The organism is Stenotrophomonas sp. STEN147, from assembly GCF_056757995.1.
The window spans coordinates 1-13,363 of record NZ_JBRRCG010000018.1; the positions used below are offsets into that span (position 1 = coordinate 1).

The following is a 13,363-nucleotide window of genomic DNA, read 5'->3' on the forward strand; positions in this document are numbered from 1 at the left end:
AGCTCCTCTGTGCTGCCGTTCGACTTGCATGTGTTAGGCCTACCGCCAGCGTTCACTCTGAGCCAGGATCAAACTCTTCACTTAAAACTGCATTGCCCGAAGGCAAAAATTCAAAGCTGCAGATGAATGATTCTGGCAACGTATCGCTTGCTTTAAAACAATTAATAGTTGCTTGATCAAACGTCTGCAAGATGGACAATCATCCTTCCTGCAGGCGCCTTCACAAGATACCTGCGCATACTTTCAAAGATCCGGGGAAGTGGCCTCAGCGCCATTCCCGTGTGCTGCGAAGTTTCCTTCGTAGCGAGCCGCCCATTATGCCAGACTTTTTCAGTCCGTCAACACCTTCGTTCGATCATCTCGTTCGGGGTGATGGGCGCCCTGGTGTCGCTCAAGCCCCTTGGTGGCGGCCCCTGCGACGGGGGAGGGAAAGTATGTCCCTGTTCGCTCCATTTGTGAAGGGGGTGTGGCGACTTTTTTCATCGGATGTTGGCACCGTTCATCCGACAGGCGCCCGATGAACGGCGCCACGAGCGCCCGGGCGTGTGCCCGGCGCTCGTCCGACAGATCTCAGGCTGCGATCAGGCGCACACGGGCGAATGTGCGCTTACCCACCTGCAGCAGACCTTCGAAGCCCGGCCGCAGCACCTGCTGACCATCTTCCACGACCTCGCCATCCACCTTGACGGCGCGCTCCTTGAGCTTGCGGTTGGCTTCGGAGTTGCTCGGAGTCAGCCCGGCAGCGGTCAGCAGCGCCGCGATGCGCAGGCCTTCGGCCGGAATCGCCACGTCCTGCAGCGGCAACTGGGTGATGTCGCCCTGTCCGGTCACCGCCGCTTCCCAGCCGGCAATGGCCTGTTCGGCGGCGGCTGCGTCGTGGAAGCGGGTTGCCAGCTCCCGCGCCAAGCGCAGCTTCACCACGCGCGGGTTGAGACCGCCGCTGGCCACCTGCTCCCGCAGCTGCGCGGCCTCGGCCTGGCTGATATCGAAGGACAACAGTTCGATCCAGCGCCACATCAGGGCATCGTCCACCTTCATGGTCTTGGTGACGATGTCGATGGCCGGCTCGCTGATGCCGATGTAGTTGCCCAGCGACTTGGACATCTTGTTGACGCCGTCCAGGCCTTCCAGCAGCGGCATGGTCAGCACCACCTGCGGCTTCTGCCCGTGGTGCTCCTGCAGGCCACGACCCATCAGCAGGTTGAACTTCTGGTCGGTACCGCCCAGTTCGACGTCCGCCTCCAAGGCGACCGAGTCGTAGCCCTGCACCAGCGGGTACAGGAACTCGTGGATGGCGATGGACTGCTGTGCGGCGTAGCGCTTGGCGAAGTCGTCGCGCTCCAGCATGCGTGCCACGGTGTGCTGGCCGGCCAGGCGGATCATGTCGGCCGCCCCCATGCTGCCGAACCACTCGGAATTGAAGCGGACTTCGGTACGGCTGCGGTCCAGCACCTTGAACACCTGTTCCTCGTAGGTGCGGGCATTGGCCAGCACATCCTCGCGGCTGAGCGGCTTGCGGGTCAGGCTCTTGCCCGAAGGGTCGCCGATCATGCCGGTGAAGTCGCCGATCAGGAAGATGACCTGATGACCGAGGTCCTGGAACTGGCGCATCTTGTTCAGCAGCACCGTATGACCCAGATGCAGGTCCGGCGCGGTGGGGTCGAAGCCAGCCTTGATCCGCAGCGGACGGCCTTCCTGCAGGCGCGCACGCAGATCCTCGAGCTTGAGGATCTCGTCGGCACCACGGCCGATCAGGGAAAGGGCTTCTTCAATCGAGGACACGTGACTACTCCCGGCAACGCCGATTCTTGTGTGGGGGTGTTAAAGCCAAGTTAACCCGATTGGCTTCACAAAAGCCAATGGGCACAAGGGTTTGACGCGCTTTTCTCAGGTGTCTATGGTAACCGGCGTTCAGGCCCGCGCTCCCGGGCCAGCCAGGAAAAACCGCCGATGCACAACTCCGAACAAGGGCGCGCACGCAAGCAGCGCTTCCAGGAACGCCTTCACGTCCTGCACGACAACGCCCTGCATCGGAAGCTCAGGCAACATCTTCCCGCCGCCTTCAATGAGCGCTGGACCCGGCGTCACTGGATGCATGCCAGCCTGTTCGCGACCATCGGTGCGCTGGTCGCCACGATCGTCCCCGGTTTCTCGCACACCATCGACGCCCCCTACGCCGACAGCCACACCAGCCTGGCCCTGCCCTTGCCGCCGCTGTCGCTGGCCCGACAGCAGCAGGTGCCGGGTGACAGCTGGCAGGTCCTGCGCGTACAACGTGGCCAGACCCTCAGCGAGCTGTTCGACCAGGCCGGCATTCCGGCGACCACCCTGCACCGCGTCCTGGACCACCCCGGTGCCCGCGAATCGCTGACGAAGCTGCGCCCGGGCGCCGAGATCGCCTTCGACATGCCGCTGTCCGGCGACCTGCGCAGCATCCGCTTCGACCGCGACGGCGAGAACCGGGTCGAGCTGAGCCTGGCCGGCGACAACATCAAGGAAACCGTGACCAAGCGCGAGACCTCCACGCGCACGGTGGTCACCAGTGGTGAGATCACCAGTTCGCTGTATGCCGCAGCGCGCCGGGCCGGGCTGTCACCCTCGGCGATCGCCACCATGACCGACGACATCTTCAAGTACGACATCGACTTCTCCAAGGACCTGCAGCCGGGCGACCGCTTCAGCGTGGTGATGGATGAGACCTGGCGCGAGGGCGAAAAGGTCGATACCAGCAAGATCCTGGCAGCGACCTTCACCACCGGCGGCAAGACCTATTCGGGCTTCCGCTTCGAACGCAACGGCAAGTCCGAGTACTACGACATCAATGGGCGCTCGCTGAAGAAGAGCTTCATCCGCATGCCGATCCCGTTCGCGCGCCTGAGCTCGACCTTCGGCGCGCGCAAGCACCCGGTGCTGGGCAAGATGCGCATGCACAAGGGCGTGGACTACGCCGCCCGCACCGGCACGCCGATCATGGCGGCCGGCGATGCGCGCGTGCAGTTCGCCGGCGTGCAGCGCGGCTACGGCAATGTGGTGATCCTCGACCACGGTCGTGGCCACACCACCCTGTACGGGCACATGTCGCGCTTTGCGAACATCCGCACCGGCCAGCGCGTGGCGCAGGGCACGGTGATCGGCTATGTCGGCTCGACCGGCCTGGCCACCGGCCCGCACCTGCACTACGAATTCCGCGTCAACGGCGTGCACCGCAACCCGCTGACGGTGACCATGCCGCCGCCGGAGCCGCTCAAGGGCGCCGAGCTGGCCGCCTTCCGCGCCCAGACCGCGCCGGCGATGGCGCGCATCCAGGGCATGGAGAAGCTGATCTACGCCGACGCCAGCCCGGCGCCGACCGGTCGGGACGAGGCGGCCACGGAGGTGGCCAGCGCCAAGGACACGCAGACCCGCGGCCGCAAGCGCGGCTGAGACCTGCGTTGACGAACAAGGACGCGGCAGCCCAAGCTTGCCGCGTCCTTTTCTTTTGCGCGCCATGAGCACACCTGCCGACGCCAACACTCCCCTGTACCTGGGCCTGATGTCAGGCACCAGCGCCGACGGTATCGATGCCGCGCTGGTGCAGTTTCCCGACGAGGGCGGCTGCCGCTTCGTGCATGGCCTGACGGCGCGCTGGGAGCCCCTGCTGCGCGCGCGGCTGGTGGCGCTGGGCGAAGGGGGGCCGCTGGCGTCGCTGGAGGAGCTTGGCGAACTCGACGCGCGGATCGCGATCGCCTTCGCCGAGGCCGCCAACCAGTTGCTGGAGGAATCCGGCGTGGACCGCACCCGCGTGCGGGCGATCGGCTCGCATGGGCAGACCGTGCGCCACCGGCCGCTGGCCGATCCGGCCTTCACCGTGCAGCTGGGCGACGGCAACCGCATCGCCGAGCTGACCGGGATCACCACGGTGTGCGATTTCCGCCGCCGCGACGTGGCTGCCGGCGGTCATGGCGCACCGCTGATGCCGGCCTTCCACCTCGGCATGCTGGGCACGGCCGACGAGGACCGGGCCGTGCTCAACCTGGGCGGCATCGCCAATCTGACCCTGATCCCGCGGAAGGGTGCCGTACGCGGCTTCGACACCGGTCCAGCCAATGCGCTGATGGATGCGTGGTGCCAGCGCCACACCGGGCGCACCTTCGATGCCGAAGGCGCCTATGCCGCCAGCGGTGTGGTGGATGGCCCCCTGCTGGCGGGCTGGCGTGCGGACCCCTGGTTCGACCTGCCCCCGCCGAAGAGTACCGGTCGCGAACAGTTCCATCTGGCGTGGGCGGAGGCGCACATGGGTGAAGGCCAGTACGCCGCTGCCGATGTGCAGGCGACCCTGCTTGAGCTGACCGTGGCGACCGTGGCCGATGCGCTGCTGGCGCAGCAGCCGCAGACACGCCGCCTGCTGGTCTGTGGCGGCGGCGTGCACAACCGGCAGTTGATGAAACGGCTGGCCGAACGGCTGCCGGCGCTGCAGGTGGAATCCAGCGCCGTGCATGGGTTGGACCCGGAGTACGTGGAAGCCATGGGCTTCGCCTGGCTGGCGCAGCGGACGATGGACGGGCTGGCGGGGAACCTGCCGAGTGTCACCGGCGCAAAGGGACCGCGGATTCTCGGCGCGATCCATCTGGCCTGAGGCGGCAGCCTCCGCCGGGCATGGCCCGGCGCTACCCCCTTCGGCGCCCTCCGCCGGGTGCGCGCCCTTCGGCACCCTCCTGGTAGCGACGGGCCATGCCCGGCGGTGAGGTATCAGATCAATCGAAGCCCTGCCCGGCCGGCAGCGCCTGCAGCGCGATGATGGCCGCAGCGAGCGCATCGACCTCGGTATCGCCAAAACCGGAGCGGACCTCCAGCTCGCTGCTGAACAACCCTTGTTCCAGCAGCGCCGCACAGGTCTGTTCGTGGCTCCAGCCACGGGCAACCGCGACCCGCCGGATGCGTTCCAGCAGCAGCGGGTCCAGGTCCCGCAGCACAACATCAGCCATGCTCACTCCCCGTTCGCAAGGCACCGCCCCCTCGGCGCGTCGGGGGCGATGATCCCGCAGACCGGGCGGGCAGGCAATCAGGCGGCCGGCGGTGGCCCGCGGTCGACGATGCGCGGCCACAGCCAGACCAGCAGCAGCAGGGTCGGCACCACGGTGACCGAGCTGAGGATGAAGAACGTGCTGTAGGAGGTGGCCTCGACGATGTAGCCCGACACACCGCCGACGAACTTGCCGGGCAGGTTGGCCAGCGAGACCAGCAGCGCATACTGGGTGGCGGTGAAGTTGCGGTCCGTCAATGACGACATGAAGGCGACCAGCACGGTGCCTGCAAAGCCCTGGAACAGGTTGTCGGCACTGAGGGCGGCATAGAACGCCCACAGCTTGCCCGGGTTGTGCGCCATCAGCAGGAAGGCCAGATTGGACAGCGCCACGCCCAGTGCCGCCACCAGCAGCATGCGCCGGAAGCCAAACGCGGCCACCGCGATGCCTCCCAGGAAGGCACCGCCGATGCCCATCCACACCCCGAACAGTTTGGAGACCGTGGCGATGTCGGCCTTGTCGAAGCCGGAATCGAGGTAGAACGGCCCCGCCATCACCCCGATGACCTGGTCAGGGAACTTGAACAGGCCGACAAAGGCCAGCAGCACCAGCGCCAATGCGACGCCGTTGCGGCTGAAGAAACTTGTGATCGGCTGGACGAAGGCTTCGGCGACATCGATGCGGCGCTGCACGGCGGTGGCGGGACGCTCCGGTTCGGCGCACAGCAGCGTGGTGATGATCGGCAGCAGCATCAGGGCGGCCATTGCCAGATACGCGATGACCCAGCCCTCAAACTGGGCCAGATACAGCGCGCCGGCACCGGCCAGGATCAGGCCGATCCGGTAACCCAACGTGTAGGTGGCCGCCAGCGCGGCCTGAGCGGTCTGCGGCGCGATCTCGATACGGTAGGCATCCACGGCCGAATCCTGGGTGGCGCCGGCAAAGGACGCCACCAGCACCCACATCACCAGGGGCCAGACGCCCTGTTCGGGGCGCACGAAGGCCAGCGCGATCAGTCCGACCAGCACCATGACCTGCGATACCAGCAGCCAGGAGCGACGACGGCCGAGCCGGCCCAGCAACGGGAAGGCATACCGATCCAGCAGCGGTGCCCACAGGAACTTGAGCAGGTAGAAGAAACTGGCCAGGCTGATCAGGCCGATGCTGCCCAGGTCCAGCCCCACATCGCGCAGGCGCGTGGACAAGGTCTGCGACGCGATCAGCAGGAACGGCAGGCCACTGCCGAAACCCAGCATGGCCATGGTCAGCGCCGACGGTGTACCGAAGGCGCGCTTGATTCCTGCCCAGCCTTTGTAGCTGACCGGCCTGGCCGCCTCGCTCACAGGTCGTAGTCCACGGTGAACGGGGCGTGGTCGGAGAAGCGCTCTTCGCGGTAGATCGAGCAGCCACGCAGTTTGTCGCGCAGGCCCGGCGTGATGAACTGGTAGTCGATGCGCCATCCCACGTTGTTGGCGCGGGCCGCCCCGCGGTTGCTCCACCAGGTGTAGTCCTCCCCGGTGGGATTGAGCAGGCGATACGCATCGGCCCAGCCACGACCGGCCGCCACGTCGGTGGCCTGGCCATGATCGGCGCACAGCGCGTTGAGCCAGTCGCGCTCTTCGGGCAGACAGCCGGAATTCTTCTGGTTGGACTTCCAGTTCCTGATGTCCAGCGCCGACCGCACGATGTTCCAGTCGCCACACAGCACGTAGTCGCGACCGCTGCGCGCCCACTCCTCCAGGATCGGCCGCAGCCACTCCATCACTTCGAACTTGAATCCCTGGCGCAGGTCGCCGGAGCTGCCGGACGGAATGTAGAAGGACACCACGCTGAGGTTGCCGAAGCGCGCCTCGATATAGCGCCCCTCATCGTCGAACGGCGCCCAGCCCAGCGAGGTGATGACCTGGTCCGGTTCCCGCCTGCTGTAGATCGCCACGCCGCTGTAGCCCTTCTTGGTGATGGCATCGCGGTAGAAGCAATGGTGTCCGTCGGGCCGGAACATCGGGTCGGTCAGCTGGTCTTCCTGGGCCTTGGTCTCCTGGAGGCACAGGACGTCGGCGTCCTGGGCGCGGAACCAGTCGAGGAAGCCTTTGGTCGCGGCGGAACGGATGCCATTGGCGTTGAAACTGATGATGCGCATGCGGGGGACCTACGGCGGGAAACCGGGCAAGCATACCGGTTGGCTGCTGGGCTGCGCAGTCCGGCGGACGCGGCCGGACGGCCCCCCGGAAGAGCGCCGACGAGCGCGGAAGGCCCGGCTGCATTAGGATTTGTGCTCCAAATGAAGATGAATCGAGTTTTGATGAGCGACCACCGTCACCGTTTCCTGCAGCTGGCCCTGACCGCCGACGCCCTGCGCTTCGGCCAGTTCACCCTCAAGTCCGGCCGGCTGAGCCCCTATTTCTTCAACGCCGGTCGCTTCGACTCCGGCTCGCTGCTGTCCCAGCTCGGCGCCTGTTATGCCGATGCCATCGACGCCAGCGGGGTCAAGTACGACGTGGTGTTCGGCCCGGCCTACAAGGGCATTCCGCTGGCCACGGCAATGGCCTGCGAGCTGGCCCAGCGTGGCCGCGACCTGCCGCTGTCGTTCAACCGCAAGGAAGCCAAGGACCATGGCGAAGGCGGCCAGCTGATCGGCGCCGACATGAATGGCAAGCGCGTGCTGATCGTCGATGACGTGATCACTGCGGGTACTGCGATCCGCGAAGCGCTGGCCATCATCCGCGCGGCAGGCGGCACTCCGGCCGGCATTGTGGTCGCTCTGGATCGCCAGGAGATCGCTTCGGAAGCCGATCGCCGCTCCGCGGCGCAGGCAGTGGCCGAGGAAGCCGGCATCCCGGTGATCGCAGTGGCTTCGCTGGGCGACCTGCTTGATTTCGCCTCGGGAAACCCGGAACTTGTCGGCTACCGGCAGCCGCTGGAAGCCTATCGGGCCCAGTACGGCGTCCGCTCCACACGCTGACCGCCAGGGGAAGGTCGCATGTCCCGAATTCCTGCTGTTCTCTTCGCCGGCCTGCTGCTGGCCCTGCCGTTCACCGTGGCGGGGCAGTCGCGAGGCGGCGACAAGGTCGAGAAGAAGCTGTACTGCTGGAACGAGGGCCAGGAGCGGATCTGCAGCGATGCGCTTCCTGCCGATGCGGTCAACCACGCGCGCGACGAGTTCAATGCCCGCAGTGGGCTGCGCAATGCGCAGGTGCAGCGCGCGCTGACCGACGAAGAACGTGCCGCCGCCAGTACCGCGGCGGCACAGCAGCAGCTGGACCGGATGGCCGAGCAGACCCGCCAGCGCACCGAGCAGGCGATGCTGACCACCTACGGCAGCGAAGACGACCTGCGGCGGGTGTTCGCCGAGCGCCAGGAAGTGCTCGACAACAACCTCAAGACCGCCCAGTACAACGTGGCCAGCCTGCGTGAATCGCTGGTCGCGCTGCTGTCGGCGGCCGGCGACCGCGAGCTGGCGGGCGCCAAGGTGGGCGACCCGCAGGCCGAAGCGATCCGCCAGCGGCACGTACAGCTGCAGTCGCAGCAGCGCCTGCAGTCCGGCTTCCTGCAGCAGCAGCAGGCGTTGAAGGCGGAGATCGAAAGCACCCTGCAGCGCTATCGCGAGCTGAAGGGCCTGGCGCCGGCTGCCCCGGCTGGCTGAAAACGCGCCTGCCGCCGGGCATGGCCCGGCGCTACCCGTGGCCAGGTTACGGCCTGACGCGCGGAATTTATGCAGTCTTTACGCGCCGGCCCGGTCCGCCGGGTAGTGCGTTTACGGGGCGCAGGCCGACCATGACGGCCTGAGGTGGAGGGGTTCCACCAGGACGCAATTCCCATGTCCCCCTGGCTGTCGTTGGTGTGTGGCGTGCTGGTGCTGATCGCCGCCGCCTATCTTCTGTATGTCGTGCTGCGGCCCGAGTCGTTCTGAGCGGAGCCGGCCATGATTGAAATTCTTGTCATTCTTGCTGCCAGCGTCGCGCTGGCATGGCCGCTGGGACTGTACCTGGCGCGCGTGATGCGCGGCACGCCGATGAAGGTCGACGTGCTGTTCCGTTGGATCGAAACGCCGCTGTACAAGGTCTTCGGCGTCGATCCCGCACGCTCGATGTCCTGGCGTGGCTACGTGCTGGCATTCCTGCTCAGCAATGGGGTGGTGGCGGTGCTGACCCTGGCGGTGTTCATGACCCAGGCGTGGTTGCCGCTGAATCCGGACCAGATCCCGAACATGCGCTGGGACACCGCGCTGCACACGATGATCTCGTTCCTGACCAACACCAACCAGCAGCACTATTCGGGCCAGGCGCAGCTGTCCTACCTCTCGCAGATGACCGGGATCACTGGTCTGCAGGTGGTGACCCCGATGATGGGCCTGGCGCTGGCGGTGGCCACACTGCGCGCGCTGTTCGCGCCGGCGCCGCAGTCGGCCACAGGCAGCGCCGGCGATGACCGCCAGGTCGCAGTGGGCAACTACTACGCCGACGTGGTGCGCCTGTGCGTGCGCGTCCTGTTGCCGCTGTGCCTGCTGTGGACACTGCTGCTGACCAGCCAGGGCGTGCCGTCGACGCTGGCGGCGGGGCCGCAGGCTACGCCGATCGATGCCTCCGCCGGCATGACGACGCAGAAGCTGCCGCTGGGTCCGGTCGCGGCGATGGTCGCCGCCAAGCAGCTGGGCGCCAACGGCGGCGGCTGGTATGGCCCGAACAGCAGCTTCCCGCTGGAGAATCCGACGCCGGTTTCGAACCTTCTCGAAGTGATCGGCATCCTGCTGGTACCGATGGCGGTGATCTTCATGATCGGGGCATTCACCGGGCGACGTCGCTTCGGCGCGCTGGTGTTCGTCTGCATGCTGGGAATGTCGCTGCTGTCCACCGGCGCCATGGTGTGGAGCGAAGGCCACAGTGCCAGTGCGGCCACGCCCCTGCTGATGGAGGGCAAGGAAGTACGTTTCGGCGCCGACGGCACCGCGCTGTGGGCGGCGGTGACGACGCAGGTGTCCAATGGCTCGGTGAACGGCATGCACGATTCGCTGGCCCCGCTGAGCGGTGGCATTGCCCTGGTCAACATGCTGGTCAGTGCGATCTGGGGTGGCATCGGCTGCGGCCTGCAGCAGTTCATCGTCTACCTGTTGCTGGGCGTGTTCCTGGCGGGGTTGATGACCGGCCGGACGCCGGAACTGTTCGGTCGCAAGCTGGAGACTCCGCAGGTGCGCCTGCTGGCCCTGCTGGTGCTGCTGCAGCCCATCACCCTGCTGGTGTTCACCGCGGTCACTCTGGCCGTGCCCGGCCTGGCCGGCACCTCCAATCCCGGCTTCCACGGCATCAGCCAGGTGTTCTACGAATACGTATCGGCCTATGCCAACAACGGTTCGGGCTTCGAGGGACTGGGTGATGCCACGCCGTGGTGGAACCTGAGCTGCTCGCTGGTGCTGCTGCTGGGTCGCTTTCCGCTGCTGGTGATTCCGCTGGTGGTTGCTGCCCAGCTCGCCGCCAAGCGGCAGGCACCGGAATCGGCGGGCAGCCTGCAGATCGAAACCCCGACGTTCGCCCTGACCCTGGTGTCGGTGATCGTCATCCTGACCGTGCTGCAGTTCATGCCGGCGCTGGTGCTTGGCCCGATCGCCGACCACCTGAGCCTGGGACTGCATTGAGGACACCCCCATGAGTAGCCACACAACCTCAACCCGTAACCCGCTTGCGTCACGCCCTGCCCTGCTCGATGCGGCCGGCCTGCGCCGCGCACTGGTCGACGCCGTACGCAAGCTTTCACCGATGCATCTGGTGCGCAGCCCGGTAATGGCGGTGGTGATGGCCGGCACGATCGTCGCCGCGATCATCACCCTGACCGGCAACGCTCCACTGGGCTTCGGCCTGGCGGTGACCGCGATCCTGCTGGTCACCGTATTGTTCGGCAACTTCGCCGAGGCCGTCGCCGAAGCACGCGGCCGGGGCCAGGCCGCATCGTTGCGCCGTGCCCGCCAGGACCTGGTGGCGCGCCGACTGGCCGCCGCGCAGCCAGGGGCCGCAGAAACGCAGGTGCCGGCCGCCGAACTGCGCCCGGGCGACCACGTCATCGTCAGTGCCGGCGAGCTGGTGCCAGCCGATGGCGAGATCGTGCAGGGCCTGGCCACCATCAACGAAGCGGCGGTGACCGGCGAATCGGCACCGGTGCTGCGCGAAGCGGGTACCGATCGCTCCGGTGTGATCGGCGGCACCAAGGTGCTGTCCGACCAGATCGTCGTGCGTGTGACCGCCGAGCCGGGCCACAGCTTCCTGGACCGGATGATCGCGCTGGTGGAAGGCGCCAACCGGCAGAAGACACCGAACGAGGTCGCCCTGACCCTGCTGCTGGCGGCGATGACGCTGACCTTCCTGGTGGTGGTGGCGACATTGCCGGCCATCGGCGCCCATGTCGGCGTCCAGGTCGATCCACTGCTGCTGATCGCACTGCTGGTCTGCCTGATCCCGACCACCATCGGCGGACTGTTGCCGGCCATCGGCATCGCCGGCATGAACCGCGCCCTGGCGGCCAACGTGCTGGCCAAGTCGGGCAAGGCGGTGGAAGTGGCCGGCGACGTCGATGTGCTGCTGCTGGACAAGACCGGCACCATCACCTACGGCGACCGCCAGGCCAGCCACTTCCATGCGTTGGCGGGAATCGACGCCAGCCAGCTGCGCGACGCGGCCCTGTTGTCCTCGCTGGCCGACCCGACCCCGGAAGGCAAGTCGATCGTGCGCCTGGCACGCGAGCAGGGGTGCACCACCGCCGAGCCGGAGCAGGCCGTCTACCTGGCCTTCAGTGCGCAGACCCGCATGTCCGGCGTTGACCTTGCCCATGGCCGGCAGATCCGCAAGGGTGCGCTGGATGCGATCCGCAACCATGTGCAGGCGCAGGGAGGCGTGGTGCCGGCCGAGCTGTGCGGGCGCGTCGAACAGGTCGCCCGCAACGGCGCCACGCCGCTGGTGGTGGCGGAAGGTCGCCATGTGCTGGGCGTGATCGAACTGTCGGACGTGGTCAAGCACGGCATGCGCGAGAAGTTCGCACAGCTGCGGGCGATGGGCATCCGGACGGTGATGATCACCGGTGACAACCCGCTGACCGCGGCCGCCATCGCTGCCGAAGCCGGCGTCGACGACTACATCGCCGAAGCCCGGCCCGAGGACAAGCTGGCACGCATCCGCCAGGAACAGGCCGGGGGCCGTCTGGTGGCGATGGTCGGCGATGGCACCAACGATGCGCCGGCGCTGGCCCAGGCCGACATCGGGCTGGCCATGAACTCCGGCACGCAGGCCGCCAAGGAAGCCGGCAACATGGTCGACCTGGATTCGGATCCGGCCAAGCTGCTGGCGGTGGTGGAGGTAGGCAAGCAGCAGCTGATCACCCGCGGCGCGCTGACCACCTTCTCGCTGGCCAACGATGTCTCCAAGTACTTCGCGATCCTGCCGGCGCTGTTCGCCGCGGCGGTACCCGCGATGGCGGCGCTGAACGTGATGCAGCTGTCCAGTCCGCGCAACGCGGTGCTGGCCGCGCTGATCTTCAACGCCCTGGTGATTCCCGCTCTGATTCCGCTGGCTCTGCGGGGCGTGCGCTTCCGCCCGGCCACGGCCACCGCGCTGCTGCGCCGGAACATGCTGGTGTACGGCCTGGGTGGCGTGCTGCTGCCGTTCGCGGCGATCAAGGCGATCGACCTCCTTCTTGTCCTGGTATCCGGCTCATGAAACGCTCTGCTTCCACTTCTTCTTCCCTTCCGCGCGAAGCAAAGGCCGCATCCCGCATGGCGCGCCTGCAGGACGACGCCAGCTGGCGCCCGGCGATCGGCCTGGGTGTGGCGACCCTGCTGCTGGCCGGTGCGGTCTACGCCGGCATCGCCACCGGTTTTGCCGGCCTGGCGTACCCGATGCAGGCCGAAGGCAGCCTGCTGCGCGATGGCAGCGGCCAGGTGCGTGCGTCGGCGTGGCTGGCGCAGCCGTTCACTGGCGATGGCTACTTCCAGGCGCGGCCATCGGCCGCCAACTATGACCCGATGGCGGCGGCCGGCTCCAACCTGGCACGCAGCAACCCTGCGTTGACCGAGCGCGTCGCCGCAAGCACGGCTGCGGTCGCAGCGCGCGAAGGCGTCGCACCGGACCAGGTGCCGGCAGACCTCGTCACCCAATCCGGCGGCGGGCTCGATCCGCAGCTGACGCCGGCGGCGGCGCAGCTGCAGGTGGCCCGCGTGGCGCGTGCCCGGGGCCTGCCGGTGGAACGTGTGCAGGCGCTGCTGCAGGCCCACACCGAGGGACGCCAATGGGGTCTGTTCGGCCAGCCGCGGGTGAACGTGGTGACGCTGAACTTCGCGCTGGACCACGCAGCCGCCAGGCCGTGATGCGATCGTGCACCCG

General features: G+C 67.3%; 12 protein-coding genes and 1 rRNA gene. 8 read left to right on the top strand and 5 right to left on the bottom strand.

The window, feature by feature from the left end:
* Both ACVOKU_RS15505 and tyrS read right to left on the bottom strand, forming a co-directional pair.
* Window positions 1-84 (bottom strand): 16S ribosomal RNA (locus ACVOKU_RS15505); the annotation flags it as partial.
* A gap of 486 nt (window positions 85-570) precedes the next feature.
* On the bottom strand, window positions 571-1,782 hold the full coding sequence (gene tyrS, locus ACVOKU_RS15510) for a tyrosine--tRNA ligase (RefSeq protein WP_111186473.1): 1,212 nt from the start codon (window positions 1,780-1,782) through the stop codon (window positions 571-573).
* Between the two features lie 168 nt (window positions 1,783-1,950).
* Here tyrS and ACVOKU_RS15515 point away from each other — a divergent pair, with 168 nt between their 5' ends.
* The gene (locus ACVOKU_RS15515) at window positions 1,951-3,423 is read left to right on the top strand and encodes a M23 family metallopeptidase (RefSeq protein ID WP_053516486.1); all 1,473 of its coding nucleotides are present in this window, start codon (window positions 1,951-1,953) and stop codon (window positions 3,421-3,423) included.
* Window positions 3,424-3,487: 64 nt separating this feature from the next.
* Complete coding sequence (locus ACVOKU_RS15520) at window positions 3,488-4,615, top strand: anhydro-N-acetylmuramic acid kinase (protein ID WP_481560330.1); 1,128 nt, start codon at window positions 3,488-3,490, stop codon at window positions 4,613-4,615.
* Window positions 4,616-4,733: 118 nt separating this feature from the next.
* Here the strand turns inward: ACVOKU_RS15520 and ACVOKU_RS15525 are convergent, their stop codons facing one another.
* The 3 genes from ACVOKU_RS15525 to ACVOKU_RS15535 form a co-directional block, all read right to left on the bottom strand.
* Complete coding sequence (locus ACVOKU_RS15525; RefSeq protein ID WP_053516488.1) at window positions 4,734-4,964, bottom strand: hypothetical protein; 231 nt, start codon at window positions 4,962-4,964, stop codon at window positions 4,734-4,736.
* 77 nt (window positions 4,965-5,041) lie between these two features.
* Entirely contained in the window at window positions 5,042-6,346 is a 1,305-nt protein-coding gene (locus ACVOKU_RS15530; RefSeq protein WP_053516490.1) for an AmpG family muropeptide MFS transporter, read from the bottom strand.
* Complete coding sequence (locus tag ACVOKU_RS15535) at window positions 6,343-7,143, bottom strand: exodeoxyribonuclease III (RefSeq protein WP_053516492.1); 801 nt, start codon at window positions 7,141-7,143, stop codon at window positions 6,343-6,345. The genes ACVOKU_RS15530 and ACVOKU_RS15535 overlap by 4 nt, the downstream gene beginning before the upstream one ends.
* A 162-nt stretch (window positions 7,144-7,305) precedes the next feature.
* Here ACVOKU_RS15535 and pyrE point away from each other — a divergent pair, with 162 nt between their 5' ends.
* The 6 genes from pyrE to kdpC all read left to right on the top strand — a co-directional run bounded on the left by pyrE (window position 7,306) and on the right by kdpC (window position 13,347).
* On the top strand, window positions 7,306-7,965 hold the full coding sequence (pyrE, locus tag ACVOKU_RS15540) for an orotate phosphoribosyltransferase (protein ID WP_065174233.1): 660 nt from the start codon (window positions 7,306-7,308) through the stop codon (window positions 7,963-7,965).
* Window positions 7,966-7,983: 18 nt separating this feature from the next.
* Complete coding sequence (locus tag ACVOKU_RS15545; protein ID WP_065174232.1) at window positions 7,984-8,646, top strand: hypothetical protein; 663 nt, start codon at window positions 7,984-7,986, stop codon at window positions 8,644-8,646.
* Window positions 8,647-8,820: 174 nt separating this feature from the next.
* On the top strand, window positions 8,821-8,913 hold the full coding sequence (locus ACVOKU_RS15550) for a potassium-transporting ATPase subunit F (protein WP_053516498.1): 93 nt from the start codon (window positions 8,821-8,823) through the stop codon (window positions 8,911-8,913).
* Between the two features lie 12 nt (window positions 8,914-8,925).
* Complete coding sequence (kdpA, locus tag ACVOKU_RS15555; protein ID WP_128987879.1) at window positions 8,926-10,632, top strand: potassium-transporting ATPase subunit KdpA; 1,707 nt, start codon at window positions 8,926-8,928, stop codon at window positions 10,630-10,632.
* Window positions 10,633-10,642: 10 nt separating this feature from the next.
* Window positions 10,643-12,700, top strand: a complete 2,058-nt coding sequence (gene kdpB / locus ACVOKU_RS15560) for a potassium-transporting ATPase subunit KdpB (protein ID WP_481560331.1) — start codon at window positions 10,643-10,645, stop codon at window positions 12,698-12,700.
* Entirely contained in the window at window positions 12,697-13,347 is a 651-nt protein-coding gene (gene kdpC, locus ACVOKU_RS15565) for a potassium-transporting ATPase subunit KdpC (RefSeq protein WP_481560332.1), read from the top strand. The genes kdpB and kdpC overlap by 4 nt, the downstream gene beginning before the upstream one ends.
* The last annotated feature ends 16 nt before the right edge of the window (window positions 13,348-13,363 follow it).